Consider the following 25,975-nt stretch of genomic DNA (forward strand, 5'->3'; position numbering starts at 1 on the left):
CCAAATTTGTGAAAAAGCGATAATGTGTAAAGAATTATTTTTCAAAAGGAGCGCGCATACAATGACACAAGAAATTGAAATTGAATTTAAAAATATTGTTACAGAAGAAGAATTCCATGCATTATGTAAATCATTTTCTATTGAGGTATTTACGAAACAAGTGAATCACTATTTTGAAACACCGAACTTCTCATTAAAGGAAGCTGGCTCTGCACTTCGTATTCGTCATAAAGGAGAAACTTATACATTAACATTGAAACAACCTGCAGAAGTCGGCTTGTTAGAAACGCATCAAGTTATAACAGCAGATGAAGCAAGATTGATGATGGAAACAAATACAATTATTCAAGGCGCTGTAGTAGATCAACTACACACATTACAAATTCCTGTTTCTACTTTAACTTATATGGGTAGTTTAACAACTGAAAGAGCCGAAACACTATTTGAAGGCGGAACGCTTGTCTTTGATCATAGTTTCTATTACAATCACGATGATTATGAAATTGAATTTGAAGTACAAGATGAAGAAACAGGAAAAGCTGCCTTTATTCATTTATTAAAGCAGCATAACATACCTATCCGTCATACAAATAATAAAGTAAAACGCTTTTTCCTTGCCAAACAAAACAAAGCACGCTAAAGTGAAAATTCCACTAGTGAATACGTTCTACTAGTGGATACATCTCACTTTTTGAAAAGGAAAAGATTCTTTTACAACTGTAAAATAAGCAAAGAACGTTATGAAGGCTGTTTATTTGCCCTCCCTAACATTCCATTGCTACAATAGATATACATTTCATGGAAAAAGGAGTTTAAAAGGATGAGCAAGCAACCGATGACACCATTTGAAGCAATTGGCGGTGAACAATGCATTGCAATATTAGTAGACACATTTTATTCCTATGTCAGTAAGCACCCTGACCTATCTCCCATCTTCCCGGATGATTTAACAGAAACAGCTAGGAAGCAGAAACAATTTTTAACACAATATTTAGGCGGTCCTAATTTGTACACGGAAGAACACGGTCATCCTATGTTGAGAGCACGCCATCTCCCGTTTGAGATTACTCCAAAACGAGCAGAGGCTTGGCTATCATGCATGGAGCAAGCAATGGATGACACAGGAGTGCACGGTCATATAAGAGAGTTCGTTTTTGAACGTTTAGCATTAACTGCTCAGCATATGGTTAATACTCCAAATGAAACAGGTGAAATATAATGGATAAACAGGAAGCAAAGCATATCAATATGCCATCTCCTTCCGCATGTGAGCATAAGTCTGTAGAAGCATATTTATTTATTGATCCACTTTGTAAAGATTGCTGGGAAATTGAACCCTTTATTATTAAACTATGGCTTGAATACGGGAAATACTTCTCTATTCGTCATATCGTAACAGGAAAAGTGGACGGAACGAACGCTTCCTCACACAAATGGAATAAACCTGCTAATATTCGATTTGTGTGGGAAAAGACAACAAGTTTACAAGGTTTTTCATGTGATGGAAAGGTACATATGCAAGAAGCATCGTCAACACCATATTTAGTTTCGATGGCAATTAAAGCAGCGGAGTTGCAGGGCCGAAAAGCAGGTTCGAAGTTTTTGCGAAAACTCCAAGAATACATTTTCCTTGAAAATGTATCAAATCCTGACTGCGAATTATTACTTGCATGCGCAAAAGATAGCAATATTGATGTAGAAGAATTTAAAAAAGACCTATATTCCGCTAGTGCAAAAAAGGCTTTCCAATGTGACTTAAAATTCACAAATGAGATGCATATTACAGAAATACCTTCTCTCGTATTCTTTCATGCAAATTCAGATGAAGAAGGTATTAAAATCGCTGGAACGTATTCCTACGACGTCTACGTACAATTATTGAAAGAACTTGTAAAATGTGAAATCGAGCCAGAGCCATTACCACCTTTAGAAGTATTCCTGGAAGCGACACAATTTATCTCTTCAAAAGAAGTAGCATTTATATATGACTGCTCGAAGCAAGAAATTGAGCGTGAACTAAAAAAATTACAACTGAAACGAAAAGTACAAATGATTGACGTAAAATGTGAGCGTTATTGGAAATGGATAGCAAAAGAAAAAGACCTGGTGTAAACACCAGGTCTTCTTCTTTACGGCTTATAAAAATATTAAAGGGGATGGGAGAAATTTTCACGTTCAAACAAAGGGGTATATGTTTGTATGTGAATTCGTTCACGCTTATTATATTACAAGATTCGACGTCAGATGACAACCCCTTTTGTCGAATTTCACACTTTTGTCACATTCTAAACGTTTTCATTTTTGAATAAGCTATAAAAAAGCTATTTTGGAGGTGTTCTGTATGAAAAAAACATATATTTTACTTATCCTTCTAGCTGTCATCGTTTCTTTTTTCTTGTACATCCTCTCTCTACTACAAGCTTTTCCTAAAATGATTGCCTTTCCTCTTTTATTCGGAGTCATTGTCATCGGCCTCTCGTATTTCAACCATAAAAAACGATTTAAAGGGTTTTAATAAACTGTAAAACTACCTTCTAATTTAGAAACAAGAAAGAAAATCTGTCTTATTTTTTCGACAAATATCGACAAAATAACATGTAAACAAAAAGACGAGGAGAAATCCCTCGTCTTTTCTATTACTTCTCTTCAAATAATAATGCTTCTAATTCATTTAATTTCTCTTCAAATACTTGCAATGCTTCTTTTACCGGTTCTGGAGATGCCATATCTACTCCAGCTTTTTTCAGCACTTCAATTGGATAATCCGAACTTCCTGCTTTTAAGAACTCATTAATATAGCGTTCTACTGCTGGTTGCCCTTCTTCTAAAATTTGTTTAGATAGAGCAGTTGCTGCACTAAATCCTGTTGCGTATTGGTATACGTAATAGTTGTAGTAGAAGTGCGGAATACGTGACCACTCTAAACCAATTTCTTCATCAATTACTAAAGCATCACCGAAATATTTCTTATTTAAATCATAGTAGATCTCCGTTAACATGTCTGGCGTAACCGCATGTCCCTCTTGTACTTTCTTATGAATAATATGCTCAAACTCTGCGAACATCGTTTGACGGAATACAGTACCACGGAATCCTTCTAAATAATGATTTAATAAGTATAGACGCTCTTTCTTATCTTCTGTCGTTTTTAATAAATAATCGTTTAGCAACGCTTCATTACAAGTTGATGCTACTTCCGCAACAAAGATTGAATAGTCACCGTATACGTGCGGCTGCGTTTTTCTTGTGTAGTAACTATGCACAGAATGACCAAATTCATGAGCAAGTGTAAATAAATTATTTACATTATCATGCCAGTTCATTAAAATATAAGGATTTGTTCCATACGCACCAGATGAATATGCTCCGCTTCGTTTTCCTTTATTCTCATACACATCTACCCAACGATTTTCATATGCTTCTTTTAAAATATCAACATACTCATCACCAAGTACATGTAAAGACTTTAATAACATGTCTTGCGCTTCTTCATACTTCACGTTCATTTTCACTTCTGGTACAAGTGGTGTATATAAATCATACATATGAAGCTCATCAAGCCCTAATGCACGCTTACGAATATCAATGTAACGATGTAACAAGTGTAAATTATCATTTACAGATTCAACAAGTTGATCATACACTGCTTCAGGAATATTATTATTACTTAATGCCGCTTGACGTGCAGAGTCGTATTTACGAACGCGCGCATTAAAATTATTACGTTTCACAGCTCCGCTTAACGTACTTGCAAATGTATTCTTATATTTTCCGTACGTTTCATATACAGCTTTAAATGCATCTTCACGCACACGACGATTATCACTTTCTAAAAACTGAATGTAACGACCATGTGTAATCTCTACTTCTTCTCCATCCTCACCTTTAATAGATGGGAATTTCAAATCCGCATTATTCAACATACCAAATGTATTACTTGACGCACTCATTACTTCAGATGCTTCTGCTAATAAAGCCTCTTCCGCTTCAGATAATACGTGAGGGCGTTGACGCGTAATTTCTTCTAACGCATGTTCATATACACTTAAGTCTCTATTTTCTTTCAAGAATGTTTGCAATGTATCTTCTGAAATCGATAAAATTTCAGGCACAATATATGCTGTGCTACTAGATACTTGTGAATATAAATTTGTCGCGCGGTCATTTAACGCTTGATACACAGAGTTTGTTGTATCTTGATCGTAACGCATATGTGCATATGTATATAACTTACCTAATCGCATTGAAATTTCATCTTCATATTGCAATGCTTCAAGTAAATTGTTCGCAGAGTCACCAAGTTTCCCTTTAAATTCAGTTAACTTCGGTAATAGCTCTTTAATAGCTTGGAATTCTTGTTCCCATTCTGCATCTGTTTGGAAAATATCTTCTAATCGCCACGTATTTGATTCTTCAATTTCGTTACGATCCGGTAATGTTTTTGCTGTGTTTTGTTCAGACATGCTTTAAGCCCTCCTTTAAATATCTCTACTTACATACAATTCGATTTTTCTTATGTAATTCCTTCACGATCAGTCTTTATTATATCCGCTTTTCCTTCTCTCATGTTGTACTTTGCCTCAAATAAAGATAAGGCATACGCTAAACTCCTTTCATCATATTTCATAACTTCCTCCTCTGTTTTTAACATGGATATCCCCCGTATTTTCCGGTACTTATAAGTCCCTACTCTCTGCAAGACACCTGCATAACATAAAAATGTCATATATTCAGTAACTGCCACTTTCCATATATGCTGTGAAAAGTACGGGAGCATACGCCTTTTCGTATACTTTTTTATATAACTACACACATACTTGAGGGAAATACAATCCCCTACCGCAAGCTCACCTATACACTTCATGTATATAAAAGCTTGCCATATAAATGGATTTGTTCGAAAAGCAAATGTGGACGGGAGTGGCACACCAATTTCAGAAGGGAAATTTGCTGGGTTACATTTACATTGGTATAAGAGGCGCAATAGTGACTTATCATTATAATTCAAGATGGGCAAAGCGTTTTGACGAAAATAGTCCTTTCGCCTCTTCCATTCTCGGTTTAATACTTCCCTTTGGAAAGGAACAGGAGAAAAGAGCATTTCAAAAGTAGTCGTTTCAATTGGTAAATATATAATATGTGAAAAAGCAACGCTTGTAGAAAATGATGTAATAAACGTGCATTTCATAAATGATTTTTGTTTCGAACAGAAGAAAATAAGAAGTGGCTGAGGATAAGATTGTAAGGAGAAAGCCATAAGTGAGGAGAATTTCATCCAATATGCTGATTGCTTCTTCAATTGATTTCCACCAATAATCCAAATGACCCGTATACCAGCTCGCCAATACGAATAGGTTCGTTTGCAGAGCTGTTCTATAGAAAGATTCGCGCACTGGTATTCAATCGCAATTTTTCTCCCTGCTCTCTCTATAAAAATATCCGGTCGTTGCTGAATCTCTGGTAGATAATGCTCTATCTCTACATGAACATTTTGACGTTTGAACCACCGATATAACAATTCTTTACCGTACATATGATATATAGATTCTGCTTCATAAAAGGCTAAACATGAATCTACTTTCTTATGAGCAAAATGCCACCTTTTTTGTTTTCCTAATCTCATTAGTACTTGCTTCCCGCAAGCTATGCAAAAGAAACTTTCCCTTTTGCGCATATGGTTTAAAAGCTCTTCATCATGATGATCGAGTAGATGAATTTTTTCTCCGTTTTCTCTTTTTGCGATAAATATCGGAATCACACCCTTTCAGCTCCTTATATTCTACAATTTATTACAAATTCCTTTTAAAAAAGAGATGTCCCAATTTTGGACATCTCTTTTTATAATAAAGGCGATAATAACCGGTACGTTGATTCAACAATTCGTCTATGAAGACGCCTTTTATGAAAACGATCGACGTGAATTTCACTTGATTCTTCTAAATCGTCTTTAAAATCTTGAACAAGTTTTCGAATGCTATCTGTATCATATAAAAAGGCATTTACTTCAAAGTTCAAATGAAAACTTCTCATATCCATATTCGCTGTCCCAATTGAAGCTAAATCAGAATCGACAATGACAACTTTACTATGGAGAAAACCTTTCTCGTATTCATATATCTTTACCCCTGCATCTAAAAGCTCTGGGAAATACGATCTCGATGCGTAAAAGACAGTGCGCTTATCAGGCTTACTCGGCATTAACAAACGAACATCGATACCAGCAAGCGCAGCTACCTTTAATGCGGATAAAATATCATCATCCGGAATGAAATACGGCGTTGCAATCCAAATGGATTTCCGCGCAGAAGCAATCATAGCAAAATATAAATGTTTAATTGTTTCCCATTTATTATCCGGCCCACCTGCAACGAGCTGCACGCCTCCCCAATGCTCCCCCTCAACTGCTTTCGCTTGTAAATATTCAGGGGCTAGCACAGCCTCACCAGTCATATAAAACCAATCTTGAAGGAAAATAAGCTGCAAACTTTGCACAGCTTCACCACGCAAATATAAATGCGTGTCTCGCCAAAAGCCGAAGTACTTATCCTTTCCTAAATATTCATCACCAATATTTAATCCACCTACAAATCCTTCATTTCCATCAATAATAACGATTTTTCGGTGATTTCGATAATTAATCTTATCGTTTAAAATCGGAAAGCGCACAGGGAAGAACGGAATCATTTCGACACCTGCACCGTTTAATTCTTCAATATATGATTTTGATAATTTAAAACTTCCAACCGCATCATATAAAAAACGAACGACTACGCCTTCTTTTGATTTTTGTATTAAAATATCTTTAATTTCTGTTCCAAGTTTATCATCACGCACAATGTAATATTCCATATGAATGTGATGTTTCGCTCGTTTTAATCCATCTAAAATAGCCTGAAACGTTTCATCTCCATTTGTTAATGTTCTCGTTTCAGTTTGAAATGAAATATTTAAAGCGCCTAAGCGATCCGCTAAACGAAATAACAGCTCTTGATGCTTATGATTGCGCAAAATCCGTTCTTCGTAATCTTCATGTCCCTTATATTGTAAAAACGCTTGTTCATCGAGCAACGCCTTCTTTTGGAACATTCTCTTCCTTCGAAAGTTCTGTCCGAATAATAAATAAGCGAAGAATCCAAATACGGGAAAAATACCTAAAACAATGAGCCATGTAAGTGTTTTTGACGGATGACGGTTCTCTAAGAAAATAACGCAGCCAATTAAAAATGCAGATACCGTAAATAAAATACTAATAATACCTAAAATCGAAACATCTTTTATCCCAATTACATCCGAATAAAATGCCACATCAATAAACATACGTAATGAAACAAATAATGCGAACAATAGTAAAACAAAGAAAATCAACTTTAACGTATTTTTCATCTCTTACCTCCTTACTAAGAAAGCTTTCCTATTCTTCATATAAAAAGCCGATTTCATACTACAGAAATCGGCCTACGTTTTAGCAGGAAAATTATTGCGAATTGTTTCAAGCGCATGCTCTTTCACAATTTGTTTCCCATACTCACTTACACGATGAATTGTTAAAGTTGATTCTTCTCCGTATTCTAAAACAATACTTAAAATGCGATCAATTTCTTCCTCATCATGTAGCACTTCATCGAATTCCACATATACATAATAGCGGTCCTCAAATGAATACAGCTCATCTTTTATATCTTCAAAGATAAGACGATGACTTAATGAAATGACATCTTCAAAATCATTAAACTTAATTAAAAAGCCAAACGTACCATCTTCGTTAAAGTTTGTTCCTACTTGTTCTTCTACCTCTTCCACTAATTCTTGCTGGAATAATGATTCAATGCCTTCATCTAGAGGAATGTCTATAATTTTATCTACACCTATTGGTAGTTCTAGCTTTTGTCCATCCTTTGAAAGTTCTGCTTTCGTTACAAGTACTTCAATCCCTTTATCGACTGCTTGCACTTGAATCCATAACGGCCCATCAATAAAGAAATCGTCATGATCACGAGCTTCGTCCATCATTTCCCAAAAGAGCTCTTCGCTTCTTTCGCGGTCATACCAAATTTCCTCACGATTAAAGCCTCTGTCCTCTATATCAATGTACGTAATAAAAAATTTCATCGTATGATCATTAATTCTTTCAATATCCAAAATACAACTCTCCCTTCCTGCTTAGAATTGTTATGAAGGGATTCCCCACTCATATGACAAATCAATAGATTCTTGTACTCTCATTTTATGATAAGATTCTCCAGAATGGAAATAAAATCGATTTATTTTACAAAAATAGTTATATGCCTATCTTTAATCGACCATCTACACAAATATATCATTATAGCGATTTCTCACTCCTAAAAAATTTGGACATACATTTCCACCTTCCCCCGTACACTGTAATAAAGTGAAACTTTTATTAGAGAAGATTCACCACATACATATAGTTCGCTTATTAAAACATCATAAATGGAGGCAGACGAATGGACTTAGAGTTTTTAACATCTGTACTAATGATTGTCGGTATCGATGTTGTATTAGGTGGTGACAACGCAATTGTTATCGCACTAGCTAGCCGAAATTTACCTGAATCGAAACGAAATAAAGCTATTTTGATCGGTACTCTTTTAGCAATCGTACTAAGAATTATCCTTACTATACTAGCTGTCTATTTGCTCGACATTCCATTTCTGCAGCTTATCGGGGGCATTTTACTTACATTCATTGCAGTAAATTTACTAACTGATAATAGCAACGATCTTTCTTCTATTCAAGGAAAAACAACTTTATTTCAAGCTGTGCGTACAATTGTATTCGCGGACCTTGTTATGGGATTTGACAACGTTATTGCCATTGCAGGGGCAGCTCACGGAAGATTTTCACTCGTAATAATCGGCTTGCTCATTTCTATCCCGATTATTATTTGGGGCAGCAAACTCATTTTAATGCTTATGGAACGCTTTCCATTCCTCATTTATTGCGGGGCAGCAATTCTCGCTTATACAGCAGGCAAAATGGTCACACATGAAGACAGACTTGCATCCTTTTTTCATAACAATCCAAGTTTCACTGCAGGCATTCCCTATTTGTTCATTTTCACTATTTTATGCATCGGCTTTATCGTACAACAAGTTCGATTACGCAATGTGAAACATTAAAAAAAACCTTCTACTATATAATAGGTAGAAGGTTTTCAAATTATTATAATTAATTTACAAGACGCTGTGCTTCACGCAATTGGAACGTTCTTACTGTACGTGGTAAGAAACGGCGGATTTCGTCTTCATTGTAACCTACTTGAAGGCGTTTCTCGTCAATCATAATTGGACGACGTAAAATCCCTGGATAGTCACGAATCATCTTATATAAATCTTGAAGTGGTAAAGACTCTAAGTTTACATTTAATTCTTGGAAAACTTTTGAACGAGTAGAAATAATCTCATCCGTTCCGCTTTCTGTCATACGTAAAATCTCTTTAATTTCCTCAATCGTTAATGGATCTGAGAAAATATTACGTTCTGTATAAGGAATATGATTTTCCTCTAGCCATAATTTCGCCTTTCTACAAGACGTACAGCTTGGAGAACTATATAATGTTACCATACAAAGCTCACTCTCCTTAAAGAGTACAAATTCTGTACTAATTACAGTTTAAATTTCTAAATTCAGCAATTTTGCGCGATACCTTGTCTTAAAACAAAGTAAAAAAATTGCATTTCATGTAAGCAACAACTTTTAGTAAACAACAATTACTTTTAATAAGTAACTTCTATAATCATTATACAATAGATTTTGCAAGAAATATACAGTAAATTTCCTTCTAATTGAGAAAACTCTTCCGTGCATTTCACTGCTATGTAACATAATCACACTTACTTCAGCTGTTCTTTAACAATAATCTTCAACCCTCTTAACGCTTGCTTTTCATAGATTTTTCATATGATTTATAGTTATTTCCTCATAATCTTTTCTATGAAAACGAGAACGTTTTCTTACCTTTTTTTGATAAATCAATTAAGAAATGTAAGACTATATAAGTGAGAATCTTAAAGAACATTTGTTCTTATTTTAACAAACATTCTCATTCATGTCTATACGATTTCTAAAATAAACCCATTATTTTTCTGACATTTCTTTCTTTTTTATCTTTTATCTCATACAATAAAAATACAGACAGGCAAAGGGGGAATTTGCAAATGATTGCTTTTTTTATTGATTTTGTCACTGTTGCTACCCTCATCATCGGAATAACAGCATTGATTGGTGTCATTACAAATAGCATTGGTGAAAAACTCTTTGGCGGAAAAGAAAAGATGAAGTTTGTTAATAAAAGTTTGGATGTGCAATCCGGCTGGAACGAGGTCGGTGGGAAAGGTATTTATAAGAAACGTACGTATTAAAAAAAGCAGGCAATCACCTGCTTTTTTTATTTCTCTACTGACGCCCATTTAAAGCTTAAATCGCCGCCATATTTATGGTTGTACATATTTTTAATTGAATCTCTTTGCAAGTATGCTCTACCACGTTGATATACTGGAACAATCGCAGCGTCATCAAGTAACATTTTCTCTGCTTCTAGTAAGCTTTTCCAGCGAGCATTTACATCGCTTCCATCTTTTTTCGCTTTCATGATGATCTCATCATATTTCGGATTAGAATATTTCATTTTATTTTGTGATCCGTCAGTTACAAACATATCAAGATATGTAATTGGATCTGGGAAGTCCGCACTCCATCCAGAGAATGACATGACAAAATCGCCCGCATCTTCTAATTTTAGTTTTTGTGCGAATGGTTGTTGTTTAATTTTCACTGTTAAACCTGGTAAATTCTTTTCTAACTCACCTTTTAAATATTCCCCTGTTTTCTTCGATAATTCAACATCTTCATTTAATAACTCTAATTCGATTTCATTTTTACCAAGCTCTTTTTTACCAGTTTCCCAATATTTCTTCGCTTCTTTCACGTTTGGTTTTACAATATCTCCATTTACAGCACGGAAGTCCTTTTTATCCGGTCCTTTAATGAAGTTATCAGGAATTAATCCTGTTGCTGGCTTAGAACCGTTATTTAATAATGTATCAACGAACGGTTTACGTTCAAAAGCAAGTGAAATTGCTTTACGAATATTTTTATTTGCTAACGCTGGATCTTTTTGATTTAAACGAAGGAAGAATACAGATGTATCTTCTACTGTTTGGAAATCTGGTTTTCCTTTATATTTATCGATGAACTCCGCTAATAACGTCGCTCGATCGACTGCGTTTGTTTCATACAAATTAATTGGTGTAGACGTATCTTTAACAATATTAAAGTTTACTTCCTCAATCTTCACTTCTTTATTGTCCCAATATGACGGGCTCTTTGTCATTTTAAAGCTACGTTCATGTTGCCAATCACTTAATGTAAATGGTCCGTTATAAAGTGTTGTATTCGCTTCCAAACCAAACTTCGTACCTTGTTCTTTTACAAACTTTTCATTCACAGGATAGAAGATTGGATATACCATTAAATCTACAAGGTATGGAATTGAATTGTCTAATTCCACTTCTAATGTATGATCATCAATCGCTTTTACACCTAATTGATCCGGACTCATCTCTTTTTTATTAATTTTCTCTGCATTTTTTATATCATACATAATGTACGCTGATTTCGCAGCTGTATCTGGGTTAATTGCTCTTTGCCATGCATATACGAAATCTTTCGCCGTCACAGGCTCACCATTTGACCATTTTGCGTCTTCACGTAATGTAAATGTATATTTTTTACCGTCTTCTGACTTTTTAAATTCCTTCGCTACACCAGGAATTAGCTTATCATCTTTTCCTAAACTGTATAAGCCTTCCATCGTATTAGTCATTACTCTTGAAGAAACTGCATCAGCTGATAACGCTGGATCCATCGTTGGAATTTCTTGCGTTTCAATTAAATTAATAACTTGCTTCGCACCGCTTTTCCCGCTATCCCCTTTTGCGTTCGCTTGCGGTTCATCTTTTTGGTAGCTACATGCCCCTAACATCATGCTCATTGCTACTGTTGATACTACAAAAACTGGCATCTTTTTTTTCATACTTCCACCCTCCACAAAAATGTTAGCCCTTTCATTTTCAAACAAAAAGAAATATATATATGTTCTAATAATTCATATTATACACACAAATATATTTTTTGTATATTTATATTTCTATTTTATTAAAATTTTCTGTTAAAAATCAAACCTTTGTAAACGTTTCATATTGCTGATTATCCTTACTAAAGTGTTGAAAATAGTCATTTTTATATTTTTCTAAATTATCAGAGAAAAACGAATTTTATATTTTATAATACTTTACGCATAATTATCCTTCTGTTTTTATCATAAAATAGCACTCTCTTCATAATAAAAATATGTAGGTTAAAATGAGTGCAAAGGATAAGAAAGTATGTTACGATACACTTTGCTAAAAATAGATATCGGTAAAGAGGGGACGGACATGACAGCAATTCAGGCAAAAAACGGGCCTACAGAGAAATTAAGTTTATTCTTATTAACATGGCCTATTTTTCTAGAAGTTTTTCTATTTATGTTAATGGGGATCGCTGATACTTTCATGTTAAGTGCATTATCAGACGATGCTGTATCTGGGGTTGGTGCAGCGAATCAATATCTCCATATCGCTATTTTGGTACTAGAAGTCATCGGGAACGGCGCAGCCATCGTCGTATCTCAATACCTCGGTTCCAAACGTTTTATGGAAGCATCAAAAATATCAGCTTTAGCCGTCACATTAAATTTAGTGGTCGGACTCGTTATAAGCGCTGGTTTTCTTTTATTCTCAAAACATATGATGATGGCAATGAACTTACAAGGCGATGTACTTATGTATGCACAAAGCTATTTATCCATCGTCGGAGGAGCTATTTTCCTTCAAGCTATTATTAATTCATTAGCCGCAATTATCCGCGTACATGGCTTCACAAAGCAAGCGATGTTTATTTCTCTTGGAATGAATATTATTCATATCGCCGGAAACTACGTACTCATTTTCGGAAAATTTGGTTTCCCAGAGCTAGGTGTACAAGGGGCTGCCATTTCTTCTGCTGTCAGCAGGCTAATCGCGCTTATCGTTTTCTTCTTGTTACTGTACCGCGTTATGGAGTACCGTGTAAAATTACAATATTATTTCACCTTATCAAAAGAATATATCGGGAAAATTTTAAAAATCGGAATTCCATCTGCATTTGAGCAGGTTATGTATCAAGCTTGCCAAATTGTCTTCTTATACTATGCAACATATTTAGGAACGGAATCGTTAGCGGCTAGACAATACGCTACGAACATTTCTATGTTCACTTATTTATTCGCTATTGCAATCGGTATGGGAACTGCAATTATTATCGGACGCCTCGTTGGCGGTGGTGAAAAAGATGAAGCGTATGAACGCGTATGGAAAAGTGTAAAGTGGGCGATTGGTGTCACTTTATGTATGGTTGCTCTCGTTATTACATTCCGCACACAATTAATGGGACTATTTACAGATAATCCGCACATTATTGCGTTAGGTGCAAGCGTCCTTTTACTAAGTGTACTACTTGAAACAGGGCGTACGATGAACATCGTCATCATCAATTCACTTCGCGCAGCTGGTGATGCAAAGTACCCAGTTTTAATCGGCGCATTCTCTATGGTGTTAATGAGTTTACCACTCGGTTATTTTTTCGCCTTCCATTTAGATATGGGACTCGTTGGTATTTGGCTAGCAATTGCTATTGATGAATGGACGCGCGCCATTATTATGTTCTTCCGCTGGAAAAGTAGAGCGTGGGAGCGTTATGCACTTGTTAAACCTGAAGAACAAGAGGAGATTGTTTCTGTTCAAGCGCAATAATACGCGTTTCATTAAGGTGTAGTCATTCGTATAGGAAACTTATATTTGCGATTCTTTAAATATATCGACTTACCGAGAAATAGTGACAACTCTTTTATATAGTAGAAAAAAGCCATTCTTCAGTAATAATAGAAGAATGGCCTTTTTTATTATTGATAAATCTCTTTATATTTCTTATACTCCGCTTCAGAACATAATACGAAATGTCCTGGGCGAATTTCACGCATTGTCGGTTCTTCACTACCATAATTGTGCTGAGATGGATCGTATACGATACGTTTACGATTGCGCTCATAATCTGGATCTGGAAGTGGAATTGCTGATAATAGTGATTTTGTATATGGATGAATTGGATTTGCATATAACTCATCACTTGTTGTTAATTCAACGATTTGACCACGGTACATTACACCAATGCGGTCACTAATGTATTTTACCATTGATAAATCATGGGCAATGAATAAGTATGTTAAACCTTTTTCTTTTTGTAACTTTTTCAGTAAGTTTACAACTTGCGCCTGAATTGATACGTCAAGTGCTGAGATTGGCTCATCGGCAATGATAAATTCAGGTTCTACAGCAAGTGCACGAGCGATACCGATACGTTGACGTTGTCCACCTGAGAATTCATGAGGGAAACGGTTTGCGTGCTCTTTATTTAAGCCAACTGTGTTTAATAATTCATGAACACGGTCCATACGCTCTTTTTTGTTTTTCGCTAATCCGTGAATATCAATACCTTCTGCAATAATATCCCCTACTGTCATACGAGGGTTTAATGATGCATATGGATCTTGGAAAATCATTTGCATTTTACGGTTGAATTTCTTCAATTCTGCGCGTGATTTTTTGCCATGTACATTTTCACCGTCGAACAATACTTCACCAGCAGTTGCATCATATAAACGAATAATCGTTCTTCCAGTTGTTGATTTACCACAACCTGATTCTCCTACAAGACCAAATGTTTCTCCGCGGTAAATATCAAATGAAATATCATTAACCGCTTTGACAACACCACCACTCACGTCGAAGTGCTGCTTTACATTTTTTACTTCAATTAATTTCTCACGTTGTTTAGTCATGTTGTTCACCTGCTTTCATTTGAAGAATGCGTTTTTCAACGACTGCCGGCGGTCTTACTTCTGGAGCTTGCTCATGAAGTAACCAAGTTGCCGCATAGTGTGTATCACTTACTTTAAATAAAGGTGGGTCCATTTCAAAATCAATTTTCAGTGCCTGCGGGTTACGTGGTGCAAAAGCATCTCCCTTTGGCGGCTTCAATAAATCTGGAGGCGTTCCAGGAATTGCGTATAACTCTTCCTCTGAGCCATCTAAACTTGGCATAGATGCGATTAAGCCCCAAGTATACGGATGTTTTGGATTGTAGAAAATTTCATCTACAGTTCCGATTTCAACAACTTTACCAGCGTACATAACTGCTACGCGGTCCGCAACGTTCGCCACTACACCTAAGTCATGCGTAATGAAAATGATTGCTGCTTCTGTTTTTTGTTGAATGTCCTTCATAAGCTCTAAAATTTGCGCCTGAATTGTAACGTCTAGCGCTGTTGTCGGCTCATCGGCAATCAATAATTTTGGGTTACAAGCTAATGCCATCGCAATAACTACACGCTGCCTCATACCACCAGAGAATTGGTGCGGATATTGTTTTAAACGAGCTTCTGGATTTGGAATACCTACAAGGTCGATTAATTCCAACGCAACTTTACGTGCGTCTGCTTTACTCATTCCTTGGTGTTTAATAAGGCCTTCCATAATTTGATTTCCAATTGTCATCGTTGGGTTTAATGATGTCATTGGATCTTGGAAAATCATCGCGATATCTTTACCACGTACTTGCTGCATTTCTTTTTCTGTTAATTTCGTTAAGTCACGACCTTCAAATACGATTTCACCATTTTTAATGCGTCCAGGAGGATTCGGAATTAATCCCATTAACGCTTTAGAAGTAACTGATTTCCCAGAACCAGATTCTCCTACAATCGCTAATGTTTCCCCTTTTTTCAAATCAAAAGTAACGCCGCGTACAGCTTGTACTTCACCTGCATGTGTATCAAAGGAGACTTGTAAATCTTTTACCTCTAACAATGTTTTCATCTTTGCCTCTCCCCTCTTTTACTTACGCATTTTTGGATCTAACGCATCGCGTAATCCGTCTGCCATTAAGTTAAACGCTAAAATTAATATACTGATGACAACCGCAGGAATGAACATCATATGCGGATACGTTTGAATTGATTTATAACCGTCATTTACAAGAGAACCAAGTGATGCGAATGGTGGCTGAATACCTAAACCGATGAAGCTTAAGAACGCCTCACCAAACACCGCTGTTGGAATTGTAAACATTGTCATTACGATAATTGGTCCCATTACGTTCGGGATTAAGTGTTTTACAATTAATTGTGTATTTGTTGCACCTAATGTACGAGATGCTAATACGTATTCTTGATTTTTTAATTTAAGGATTTGTCCACGAACGATACGCGACATCCCTATCCAACCTGTAATTGCCATTGCGAGTGTAATTGACCATATACCAGATCCCATAATGATTACCATTAAAATAACGATGATTAAGTATGGAATACCGTTAATAATCTCCATAATACGTTGCATAATGTTATCTACTCTACCGCCATAGAACGCTGAAATACCTCCATATGCAACCCCAATTACTAAGTCAATTGCTGCTGCTAAAAGAGCGATATATAATGATACGCGTGTACCTTCCCATGTTCTTGTCCATAAATCGCGTCCAAGATCATCTGTACCAAACCAGAAATACTCTTTAATATCACGTTTTTCATATTGGTCAACACCATATTGATCTGTACCGTCAAATGGTAACCAATGAACATTTTCAATAACTGGAATTTTCGGTGGCAATTTTGCACGTCCTAAATCTTGCTCTTTATACGAGTGCTTACTTACCATCGGTCCGAAGATTGCTAGTAAGATAATAAGCGTTAATAAAACTAAACCAAACATTGCTCCTTTATGTTGGAACAAACGTCTTCTTACATCTTGCCAAAACGTTAAGCTTGGACGGGCAATGACTTCATTATCCACATTATTTTGATTAGCTTGTTGAAATAAGTCTGGAGATAATTTTTGTACATCTTTCATCATTTTTTCCCTCCCGCTAAACGAATACGAGGATCAATAATTCCGTATAAAATATCAACAATGAAAATAACTAAGATGAAGATCGCACTATAGAAAATTGTAGTTCCCATAATAACTGTATAGTCATTCACTGTAATAGATTTAACGAACTGTTCCCCTAGTCCTGGTACAGCATAAATTTGCTCAATAACTAATGTACCTGTAATTAACCCTGCAACCATCGGTCCTAAAATTGTTACAACTGGAATTAACGCGTTACGAAGGGCGTGTTTGATAATGATAACGCCTTGGCTAATTCCTTTCGCTTTCGCTGTTAAAATGTAGTCAGCTTGCATAACTTCAATTAACTCTGCACGAGCGAAACGTGCGATTGTTGCGATAACTGCCATCGATAAAGCAATTGTAGGCATTACTGTAAACTCTGGTCCTTTCCAGAATGCTACTGGGAACCATCCAAGTTTTACCCCTACGAAATATTGTAGTAATGCGGCGAATACGAACGATGGTACCGACATCCCGAGTACGGAAATAATTGTCGCTCCATAGTCGACCCACGTATTGTTACGAAGTGCCGCAACGATTCCTAAAATTAAACCGATAAATGTTCCTAATATAATCGCTTGTAAACCAAGTTGTGCTGATGGTCCAATGCGATCCACAATCATATCTGTTACTGGACGGTTATCATATTGGAATGATACCCCTAAATCACCTTTTGCTAAGTTACCTAAGTAACGTGCATATTGAACTGGTACTGGATCATTTAAACCATATTTTTCAAGAATGATTTCTTTTTGTGCAGGTGATAACTTCTCCTGATTTTTAAGCGGAGAACCTGGAAGTAATTTCATCAAAAAGAAAGTCAACGTAGTAATTAAAAATAATGTCAAAGCCATGTACACGAAACGTTTTAATACATAACGTCCCATAGTCAAGCACCTCCCCGTTTTTCTCAAAAGCAATAAGATAGTTTAAAATATTCTTACTTTTATTTTTTTAAAATAAGAGTACATGCCCATCATAGGCATATACCCTAATAAACGATGGAAAAAAGATTATTTTTGTTCAACAGATGCCCATTTGTAAGTTAATTTACCCCCATAGTTAATTGGGATAATATCTTTAACGGCACCTTTTACTACATACGCTGAACCTTTTTGGAAGATTGGAGTGATAACTGCATCCTCTTTAATTAACATCTTCTCTACCTCTAAAAGATTGTCCCAGCGTGCTTGTAAATCTTTTGTATCTGTTTTAGCTTTTAGAATTAACTCATCATATTTCTGATTAGAATAGCCTGTTTTATTTTGAGAACCATTTGTAACAAACATATCTAAATATGAGATTGGATCTGGGAAATCTGGTCCCCATATACCAAACGCAATATCATATTGCTGAGAATCTTCTAATTTATTTTTTTGTGCGAATGGCTGCTGTTTAATTTTAATTGATAAACCTGGTAAGTTCTTTTCCATCTCACCTTTTAAGAATTCGCCAACTTTTTTCGCATCTTCATTATCGAAGTTTAAGAATTCTAGTTCGATTTTATCAGTGCCAAGCTCTTTCTTCGCTGTTTCCCACAGCTTTTTCGCTTCTTTTGGATTTGTTTCAACTAACTTTCCATTTTCAGCTCGGAAATCTTTTTTATTCGGACCTTCAGCAAAATCTTTTCCAACAAATCCATAAGCTCCAATTGCACCATTATTTAAAATAACCTTCGCAATGTTATCACGATCAAAGGACATTGAAATTGCTTTTCTTAAGTTTTTATTACTTAAGTATTGATTACTTTGATTAAATCTTAAGTAAGCAACCCCTGCTTCTTTTCTTGTGTGGAATTCTGGGCTTTGTCTAAACTTATCAACAAATTCTGAAGATAGAGCCGCACGATCAATCGAGTTTGTCTCATATAAATTTACATCAGTTGACGTATTTTTAACAATATTAAAGTTAATTTCTTCGATTTTAACCGTTTTATTATCCCAATATGATGGGTTCTTCTTAAACTGGAAGCTTTGCTCATGTTTCCAATCACTCATAACAAATGGTCCATTATATAATGTTGTATTTGCCTCTAACCCAAACTTATCACCTTGCGCTTTCACAAAGTTCTCATTAAGTGGGTAAAATACTGGATAAACCGTTAAATCAACAAAGTAAGGAACGGGATTGTCTAATTCCACTTCTAATGTATAATCATCAATCGCTTTTACACCTAATTGGTCAGCAGGTAATTCTTTTTTATGAATTTTCTCTGCATTTTTAATATCAAACATAATGTACGAATACGTTGCTTTTGTATCTGGATTTACTGCTCTTTTCCATGAATACACAAAGTCTTTTGCCGTTACAGCTTCCCCATTCGACCACTTTGCATCTTTTCTTAATTTAAATATGTATTTCTTTCCATCCTCTAGCTTTTGAACATCTTCAGCAATTCCAGGCAATCTCTTTTGATCTTTGCCGATACGATATAAACCTTCCATCGTATTATTTAATGCTGTAGAAGATGCAGAGTCAGATGCTAATGATGCATCCATTGACGGAATTTCAGATAACTCTGTTAAATTAAGAACCTGCTTTCCGTTACTACTACTCGTAGCGTTTTCTTTCCCTTTTGCTTTTGCGTCATCTTTTTGATAGCTGCACGCACCAAGCAACATACTTGCAGTTAAAGTCGATGCAAGTAATAACGGTATCTTTTTCTTCATGTTGTGTTGCCTCCCCTAATTGCACTTCCTGTACCCTCACTTGTAAAAAAGTAGAATTGAAAGAATAATCTCCAAGTTTCTACAATTTTCATTATACATATAATATGACGATTGTGAATATAGTTTTTTGTTTTTTTGTTAAAATTTTTAATAAAATGTTTATATTTTTATTTTTTTGTAAAGGGATACGTTAACATTGCTACCATCATCTTGCAATCAGACCTTTAATTGCGTATAATTTTCAAAAAATTAATTCTAGTACATATTATAGCTTTTATAGTATAATAATTCTAGTAATATTTTGACGGAGGGGAACATTTTGAATAAAGTTTTTTTTCATACTTGTATACTAATTTTCATAGCGATAATTGCTTCTAGTATTGGTGCATTCCTTGTTTCATCGCAGTTTTTGTTGAATTTTGTCAACATCTCGTTCTATATCGCACTATTTTTTATTCTTATAGGCGGTTTTTTATTCATATTTCAAAATGGATTTTTTAATGTAACAATTTACGCCTTCCAAAGAGTATTTGGTACGAATAAAAAAATCGACTCTTTAATTGAAGAAGTAGAGGAACCTATCGATAAAAAAGAACGTATTTATAAAACATATTCATTCAAATGGACGTATCCAATTTGCATTACCGGTATCGTTCTTGGGTTGTTCTCGACCTTCATTAGCTTTACTATTTTGATGTAGTTTGCAAACACTATCCCATATGATATAATAATCAGCAAAACATTTTGTTATAAAACTTTAGTTCTTTCATATTTAAAGAGCTCAGGTAACAATAAATAAATTTATATGTATGCGATGATAAAGAAGAGTACATATTGAGGCAATTTCAGAGAGCTTGTGGCTGGTGTGAACAAGTAATTGTACAGTATGGAATGGGCTTTTGAGCTCCAAACCGAACCGAAAGTAGTAGGCTTTGGCGTTATATCCAAACGTTATTATGGATTAGAGAGATTTCACAGTAGTGAAATAATTAGGGTGGTACCGCGGTCCATTCGTCCCTATAGTTTTTTGGGATGAATGGGCTTTTTTTGTTTGCTTTCTCTTCCCTATCACGCATTCAAATTTAGGAGGAATTACTTATGTCAGTTATCTTTTCTGGTATTCAGCCGAGTGGAACGATTACACTTGGAAACTATTTAGGAGCTATGAAGCAATTTACAGAGCTTCAGAACGAACACGACTGTTATTTCTGTATTGTAAATCAACATGCGATTACAGTACCTCAAGATCCGGTACAACTTCGTAAAAACATCCGCAGTCTTGCTGCACTTTATGTAGCATGCGGTATCGATCCTGAAAAAGCTACTTTATTTGTACAGTCAGAAGTACCGGCACACGCTCAACTAGGATGGATTATGCAATCCGTTGCTTACGTTGGAGAATTAGAGCGTATGACGCAATATAAAGATAAAGCATCAGGTAGAGATTCAGTTCCAGCTGGATTACTAACTTACCCACCATTAATGGCTGCTGATATTTTACTTTACAACACTGAGATCGTGCCTGTTGGTGATGACCAAAAGCAACATATGGAATTAACACGTGACCTAGCAGAGCGTTTCAACAAACGCTTCCGTGAAGTATTCACAATTCCTGAAATCCGCATTCCAAAAGTAGGAGCTCGCGTTATGTCACTAACAGAGCCTACGAAAAAAATGAGTAAATCTGATCCGAATCCAAAATCAATGATCAGCATGCTTGACGAACCAAAAACAATTGAAAAGAAAATTAAGAGTGCTGTAACTGATTCTGAAGGTATCGTGAAATTTGATAAAGAAAACAAACCTGGCATCTCTAACTTATTAACAATCTACTCTTCATTCTCTGGAAAAACAGTTGAAGAAATTGAAGCAATGTACGAAGGAAAAGGATATGGCGACTTTAAAGGCGACTTAGCGCAAGTAGTCGTAGAGGCAATTCGTCCAATCCAAGACAAATATAACGAACTAATCAACTCACCAGAACTAGACGAAATTCTAGACAAAGGTGCCGAAAAAGCAAACCGCGTTGCATTCAAACAACTACGCAAAGTAGAAAACGCAATGGGACTAAGTAGAAAACGTAGGTAATTTATAAAGCGGAGGCGGCTCGTTCAGCTCTGACTGGCTAAGGTTCTTTCGCATAAAAGGCGCTTTTTGTCTTCTTATGCGGAAGGTTCTTAGACACGAAGAGCTTGCCGCTGGAGCTAGACTACAACAAATAAAAAACCGCCAATCGGCGGTTTTTTTAATTTACCTTTTGCTCGTTTTCCATTTCCCATAACTTTTCAAAAAATGGCTGTCCTTTTACGAGACGCTCGCATAATTGTTCGTGCTTCTCAGACCAACCTGTTTTCGCTTCATCATACAGCTTAGCCCAAATATCTTCAAATTCCATATGTTGAACCATTCCGTATGCTGATGGATCCCACTCTGTGAACCAATAGCGAATTTCTGCTGTGTTTTTCGTTGTATGTAATTGATCTAACGCCATAAATAGTAATTGTTTAAGCTGTCTTTCTTTACGAGTTAAGCCATTCATAATGAAAGGTGATGGTGATAAAATATGATGTTCTTTTTCCATTTCTTCTACTTGGAACTCATACTTTTCTGCTTGTACGTTTTCTACCATCTCATATACCATCTGCTCTTGGCGCGGTATAAGTCTGCTCTTTCGAATCGGTACGTTGTAACCAATTGTGTCGATTGCAATAATTCCTTTTCCATCTGTAACTACAAAGCAATACTCTTGCTGCAAACGTTCATGATTTTTACGAATATAAGCCTTATGATGTACGTCTTCCAACATTTTTTGCGGAAGCTCTAACAATTCGTTCTCGATGTAATGATATAATGTGGAATCTACTTTTAATAATGGCACTTGATCTAATAGCTCAATCGTATCATCTTTCCGCCATTCGTAAAAATGACAAACGTTATACCCATTTTCTTCACCTTCAAACCAATTTACCCATACATCATGTAGATATAACATTCACTACCCCTCACTTCACTACTGTTTGTATCCATCATTATGTTCAATTTTTCTTAACTTTATTCCACCTAAGGAAATATATTCTAATTATTATTTTTTCTTCTATTAATACTAAAAAAACAGGAAAGAGAGCTCCTGTTTTTTTATATATGAAATGTATTGGCTTTATTTAATATTTCTTTCGCATCTATAGGCAATAAAGAAAGTGTATCTTCTCCTTGCAAAGTTACACAATCTTTGACAATATGAAATCCAAGCGCATAGCCAAGCATCTTCGGATAAGAGTGAAATCCATTTAATAAGATGTCGTGCTCCCTTGTTCCTCGCTTTATACTTATTCTTTCATGCACAACATTTTTCCAATAATATATAGCCTCTTCCTTTGAAAGATACGTCGTCCACGGTGCATTGTTTTTTTCTGAATATCTTTCCGTTACCGCTTGCTCAGCTAATCCTTCCATAATCATCGTATCAAGTAATGTATATTCTGTTTCTTTCGTCTCAATTTGATGTAACCTGCATATGTGATGATATTCATGCGCCAATAGCACTTTTAATTCTTCCACCGAATTCCGTCCACATACGAATAAGAAAATAACGTGGCGCATAGATAATCCAGCCCTGCCGTTATACTCTTCTTGTACCGTTCGATTATAGGAGTCTGATAATAAAATAAAGACAGGGACATCTGGACCTTTTAACCAATTTTTCAGTTTCTCATACTCCGCACGTAACTCTTTCCAAACTTCCTTTTTCTCTAACTCTTTAATTTCTCGTTCTCCTCGCATAACAGGGCGATACATACCTTTAGAAATTAAAAAGCGATACAACCTTTCTTTTGGCAGCGGGATATACTTCGTAAACTTCTCACACAGCTTTTCTGGCCGTCCGTAATATAGATGTAGCCACTCAGCAGTTTCAACAATCCCCATCTTTATCCCTCCTTTTTCTTATGTATATGCAAAAGGAGAAAAAGGCGTAAAAATAAATAAGGAGTTTTTTCGCAATATGTTACGAAAAAACTCCTTATTTCATCTATTATTTATACGCTTTAAATACTAATACTGCGTTATGACCACCGAATCCTAATGAATTACTTAACACCGCGTTTACTTCTTGATGTCTCGCATTATTCGGTACGTAATCTAAGTCACATTCTGGATCTGGTGTCTCATAGTTAATTGTTGGAGGAATTACTCCATCTGTAATTGATTTAATAGAGAAGATTGCTTCAACAGCACCAGCTGCCCCTAATAAGTGACCTGTCATTGATTTCGTTGAGCTGATTGCTACTTTATACGCATGCTCACCGAACGTTTCTTTAATTGCCATCGTTTCATACTTTTCATTCGCATCCGTACTTGTACCATGCGCATTAATGTAATCAATATCTTCTGGCTGTAGACCTGCATCCGCTAAAGCTTGACGCATTGCGCGCACGCCGCCTTCACCGCCAGGAGCTGGCATTGTAATATGGAATGCATCACCAGTTGCACCGTAACCAGCGATTTCCGCATAAATGTGAGCACCACGAGCTAATGCGTGCTCTAATTCTTCAAGAATTAAAATACCTGAACCTTCACCCATTACGAAACCACTACGGTTTTTATCGAATGGGCGGCAAGCTGTTGCTGGATCTTCATTGAATGTTAATGCTTTCGCTGAGCTAAATCCTGCGAATGCCATACTTGTTAACGGCGCCTCTGCTCCACCTGTAATCATTGCATCAGCATCACCACGCTGAATTGCTTTAAACGCATCACCAATTGAGTTTGCACCAGATGCACAAGCCGTTACAGAACAAGTGTTAATTCCTTTTGCTCCTGTTGCGATTGATACTTGGCCTGCTGCCATATCTGGAATCATCATTGGTACGAAGAATGGGCTCACGCGGCGCGGGCCTTTCTCAGTAAAAATCTTAAATTGTTCTTCGTATGTTTCCATACCACCAATACCAGAACCAATCCATACACCAATTCGAGGTCCATTTTCTTCTGTAATCTCAAGCTTTGCATCTGCCACTGCCATTTTCGCTGCTGCTACTGCATATTGTGTAAAGCGATCCATACGACGCGCTTCTTTTTTATCAATATATTTCTCGACTTCAAAATCGTTAATTTCTGCTGCTACTTTTGCTGGAAATAGTTCCGGATCAATTCTTGTAAGTCGTCCGATTCCAGATACACCTTTTTTAATGTTTTCCCACGCTGTTTCAACATCTGTACCAACCGGTGTAACAGCTCCTAGTCCTGTAATTACGACCCTCTTTTTTTCCATACAAAATACACTCCTTTTTTTCTCTCAGTCCTTATTTACCCCAACGAAGAGCGACTGCTCCCCATGTTAATCCGCCGCCAAAACCAACAAGTATAATTAAATCACCATCTTGAATACGTCCGTTTTGCAATTCCTCTACCATTGCAATCGGAATGGAAGAAGCTGATGTATTACCGAACTTCTCAATTGTCATACTCATTTTTTCTTGTGGTAGATTTAATCTCTCTCTTGCAGATTCCATAATACGAATATTCGCTTGATGCGGTACTAAGAAATCCACATCTTCTTTCGTAAGACCAGCTTTATCTAGAACGCGAAGACAAGAATCCCCAAGTTGACGAACAGCAAATTTAAAGACTTCTCTGCCATTCATCATAACATACTCATCTTGATAAAGATGCTTACCGCCACTTCCGTCCGCTCCTAATTCGAAAGATAGAACGCCTTTACCTTCTGAAACAGCTCCCATTACGATCGCACCGGCTCCGTCTCCAAATAGTACTGCTGTATTTCGATCGTTCCAATCTACAATTTTAGATAGTTTATCACTACCAACTACTAGTATATTTTTATAAGTTCCCGTTTGAATAAATTGCTGCGCTGTAATCATTCCGTACATAAAACCAGCACACGCTGCACTTAAATCCATTGCAGCTGCATGTTTTGCGCCAATCGCTTCTTGAATAACACAAGCTACTGCTGGAAAAGCACGATCTGGCGTTACTGTTGCTACTAAAATAAGATCGATATCCTCTCCGCTAATCCCTGCATCTTCAAGTGCTTTTTTAGAAGCCTCTACGGCCATATATGAAGTATCTATTGTATCATCGGCAATGCGTCTTTCCGCAATACCTGTTCTCGTACGAATCCATTCATCGGATGTATCCATTATTTTCTCTAAATCGTGATTTGTGACTACTTTTTCCGGCACATATCTTCCGATCCCTAAAATGCCCACGTTCACATCGCAGCCCTCCGTTTTATATCAA

The 25,975-nt window shown here is 36.2% G+C and carries 24 protein-coding genes and 1 other annotated feature; of the genes, 9 read left to right on the forward strand and 15 right to left on the reverse strand.

The genetic code is table 11. The features are described from left to right. Window positions 1–61 precede the first annotated feature (61 nt). From MR147_RS08615 to MR147_RS08630, 4 genes are all read left to right on the forward strand, one after another. A complete protein-coding gene (locus tag MR147_RS08615; protein WP_242303920.1) occupies window positions 62–640 on the forward strand; it encodes a CYTH domain-containing protein in 579 nt (192 codons plus the stop codon). A gap of 180 nt (window positions 641–820) precedes the next feature. After that, window positions 821–1,219 (forward strand): globin domain-containing protein, encoded by a 399-nt coding sequence (locus MR147_RS08620; RefSeq protein WP_000043381.1) that lies wholly within the window; start codon window positions 821–823, stop codon window positions 1,217–1,219. Then, window positions 1,219–2,112 (forward strand): ClpXP adapter SpxH family protein, encoded by an 894-nt coding sequence (locus MR147_RS08625; protein ID WP_242303921.1) that lies wholly within the window; start codon window positions 1,219–1,221, stop codon window positions 2,110–2,112. Before MR147_RS08620 ends, MR147_RS08625 begins: the two co-directional genes overlap by 1 nt. A gap of 229 nt (window positions 2,113–2,341) precedes the next feature. After that, on the forward strand, window positions 2,342–2,515 hold the full coding sequence (locus MR147_RS08630; RefSeq protein ID WP_047956365.1) for a hypothetical protein: 174 nt from the start codon (window positions 2,342–2,344) through the stop codon (window positions 2,513–2,515). Between the two features lie 121 nt (window positions 2,516–2,636). Here MR147_RS08630 and pepF read toward each other — a convergent pair whose 3' ends face one another. The 4 genes from pepF to mecA all read right to left on the reverse strand — a co-directional run bounded on the left by pepF (window position 2,637) and on the right by mecA (window position 8,139). Further along, the gene (gene pepF, locus MR147_RS08635) at window positions 2,637–4,463 is read right to left on the reverse strand and encodes an oligoendopeptidase F (protein ID WP_074609854.1); all 1,827 of its coding nucleotides are present in this window, start codon (window positions 4,461–4,463) and stop codon (window positions 2,637–2,639) included. A 50-nt stretch (window positions 4,464–4,513) separates the two neighbouring features. Continuing rightward, window positions 4,514–5,758, reverse strand: coding sequence for a competence protein CoiA (locus MR147_RS08640; RefSeq protein ID WP_074609855.1), 1,245 nt, complete (start codon window positions 5,756–5,758; stop codon window positions 4,514–4,516). 80 nt (window positions 5,759–5,838) lie between these two features. Then, window positions 5,839–7,383 carry a cardiolipin synthase gene (locus MR147_RS08645; RefSeq protein WP_074609857.1) on the reverse strand — a complete coding sequence of 515 codons (1,545 nt, stop codon included), beginning with the start codon at window positions 7,381–7,383 and terminating at the stop codon, window positions 5,839–5,841. Window positions 7,384–7,455: 72 nt separating this feature from the next. After that, complete coding sequence (gene mecA / locus MR147_RS08650; protein WP_000350720.1) at window positions 7,456–8,139, reverse strand: adaptor protein MecA; 684 nt, start codon at window positions 8,137–8,139, stop codon at window positions 7,456–7,458. Between the two features lie 326 nt (window positions 8,140–8,465). Here mecA and MR147_RS08655 point away from each other — a divergent pair, with 326 nt between their 5' ends. Continuing rightward, a complete protein-coding gene (locus MR147_RS08655) occupies window positions 8,466–9,140 on the forward strand; it encodes a TerC family protein (protein ID WP_074609858.1) in 675 nt (224 codons plus the stop codon). Window positions 9,141–9,189: 49 nt separating this feature from the next. Here MR147_RS08655 and spx read toward each other — a convergent pair whose 3' ends face one another. Beyond that, on the reverse strand, window positions 9,190–9,585 hold the full coding sequence (gene spx / locus MR147_RS08660; RefSeq protein WP_000258267.1) for a transcriptional regulator Spx: 396 nt from the start codon (window positions 9,583–9,585) through the stop codon (window positions 9,190–9,192). 593 nt (window positions 9,586–10,178) lie between these two features. Here spx and MR147_RS08665 point away from each other — a divergent pair. After that, entirely contained in the window at window positions 10,179–10,382 is a 204-nt protein-coding gene (locus MR147_RS08665) for a hypothetical protein (RefSeq protein WP_000559980.1), read from the forward strand. Window positions 10,383–10,408: 26 nt separating this feature from the next. Here the strand turns inward: MR147_RS08665 and MR147_RS08670 are convergent, their stop codons facing one another. Further along, window positions 10,409–12,055 carry a peptide ABC transporter substrate-binding protein gene (locus MR147_RS08670; protein ID WP_074609860.1) on the reverse strand — a complete coding sequence of 549 codons (1,647 nt, stop codon included), beginning with the start codon at window positions 12,053–12,055 and terminating at the stop codon, window positions 10,409–10,411. A gap of 352 nt (window positions 12,056–12,407) precedes the next feature. Between MR147_RS08670 and MR147_RS08675 the strand changes: the two genes are divergently transcribed. Continuing rightward, window positions 12,408–13,853 (forward strand): MATE family efflux transporter, encoded by a 1,446-nt coding sequence (locus MR147_RS08675; RefSeq protein WP_074609862.1) that lies wholly within the window; start codon window positions 12,408–12,410, stop codon window positions 13,851–13,853. 149 nt (window positions 13,854–14,002) lie between these two features. Here MR147_RS08675 and MR147_RS08680 read toward each other — a convergent pair whose 3' ends face one another. The 5 genes from MR147_RS08680 to MR147_RS08700 all read right to left on the reverse strand — a co-directional run bounded on the left by MR147_RS08680 (window position 14,003) and on the right by MR147_RS08700 (window position 19,717). Continuing rightward, window positions 14,003–14,938 carry an ABC transporter ATP-binding protein gene (locus MR147_RS08680; RefSeq protein WP_000166346.1) on the reverse strand — a complete coding sequence of 312 codons (936 nt, stop codon included), beginning with the start codon at window positions 14,936–14,938 and terminating at the stop codon, window positions 14,003–14,005. Then, window positions 14,931–15,974 carry an ABC transporter ATP-binding protein gene (locus MR147_RS08685; RefSeq protein WP_000854348.1) on the reverse strand — a complete coding sequence of 348 codons (1,044 nt, stop codon included), beginning with the start codon at window positions 15,972–15,974 and terminating at the stop codon, window positions 14,931–14,933. Before MR147_RS08685 ends, MR147_RS08680 begins: the two co-directional genes overlap by 8 nt. A gap of 18 nt (window positions 15,975–15,992) precedes the next feature. Continuing rightward, window positions 15,993–17,009, reverse strand: coding sequence for an oligopeptide ABC transporter permease (gene opp3C / locus MR147_RS08690; RefSeq protein ID WP_000974101.1), 1,017 nt, complete (start codon window positions 17,007–17,009; stop codon window positions 15,993–15,995). Next, window positions 17,006–17,935 carry an oligopeptide ABC transporter permease gene (gene opp3b / locus MR147_RS08695; RefSeq protein WP_000534165.1) on the reverse strand — a complete coding sequence of 310 codons (930 nt, stop codon included), beginning with the start codon at window positions 17,933–17,935 and terminating at the stop codon, window positions 17,006–17,008. Before opp3b ends, opp3C begins: the two co-directional genes overlap by 4 nt. A 126-nt stretch (window positions 17,936–18,061) precedes the next feature. Beyond that, entirely contained in the window at window positions 18,062–19,717 is a 1,656-nt protein-coding gene (locus MR147_RS08700; RefSeq protein ID WP_074610631.1) for a peptide ABC transporter substrate-binding protein, read from the reverse strand. Window positions 19,718–20,036: 319 nt separating this feature from the next. Here MR147_RS08700 and MR147_RS08705 point away from each other — a divergent pair, with 319 nt between their 5' ends. After that, window positions 20,037–20,417 (forward strand): DUF3899 domain-containing protein, encoded by a 381-nt coding sequence (locus MR147_RS08705; RefSeq protein WP_001044990.1) that lies wholly within the window; start codon window positions 20,037–20,039, stop codon window positions 20,415–20,417. 105 nt (window positions 20,418–20,522) lie between these two features. Further along, window positions 20,523–20,739: a binding site (T-box leader), on the forward strand. 76 nt (window positions 20,740–20,815) lie between these two features. After that, window positions 20,816–21,805 (forward strand): tryptophan--tRNA ligase, encoded by a 990-nt coding sequence (gene trpS, locus MR147_RS08710; protein WP_000110993.1) that lies wholly within the window; start codon window positions 20,816–20,818, stop codon window positions 21,803–21,805. A gap of 157 nt (window positions 21,806–21,962) precedes the next feature. Here the strand turns inward: trpS and MR147_RS08715 are convergent, their stop codons facing one another. The 4 genes from MR147_RS08715 to fabH form a co-directional block, all read right to left on the reverse strand. Then, window positions 21,963–22,709, reverse strand: a complete 747-nt coding sequence (locus MR147_RS08715) for a YjbA family protein (protein WP_000966137.1) — start codon at window positions 22,707–22,709, stop codon at window positions 21,963–21,965. Window positions 22,710–22,852: 143 nt separating this feature from the next. Next, window positions 22,853–23,641, reverse strand: coding sequence for a DUF2268 domain-containing putative Zn-dependent protease (locus MR147_RS08720; protein ID WP_000513292.1), 789 nt, complete (start codon window positions 23,639–23,641; stop codon window positions 22,853–22,855). Window positions 23,642–23,747: 106 nt separating this feature from the next. Then, window positions 23,748–24,986, reverse strand: a complete 1,239-nt coding sequence (fabF, locus tag MR147_RS08725) for a beta-ketoacyl-ACP synthase II (RefSeq protein WP_000412651.1) — start codon at window positions 24,984–24,986, stop codon at window positions 23,748–23,750. A 31-nt stretch (window positions 24,987–25,017) separates the two neighbouring features. Continuing rightward, window positions 25,018–25,950, reverse strand: a complete 933-nt coding sequence (gene fabH, locus MR147_RS08730) for a beta-ketoacyl-ACP synthase III (protein ID WP_001100536.1) — start codon at window positions 25,948–25,950, stop codon at window positions 25,018–25,020. Window positions 25,951–25,975 lie beyond the last annotated feature (25 nt).

Origin of the sequence: Bacillus cereus group sp. BfR-BA-01350 (assembly GCF_022663775.1) — a bacterium.
Lineage (GTDB): Bacteria > Bacillota > Bacilli > Bacillales > Bacillaceae_G > Bacillus_A > Bacillus_A paranthracis.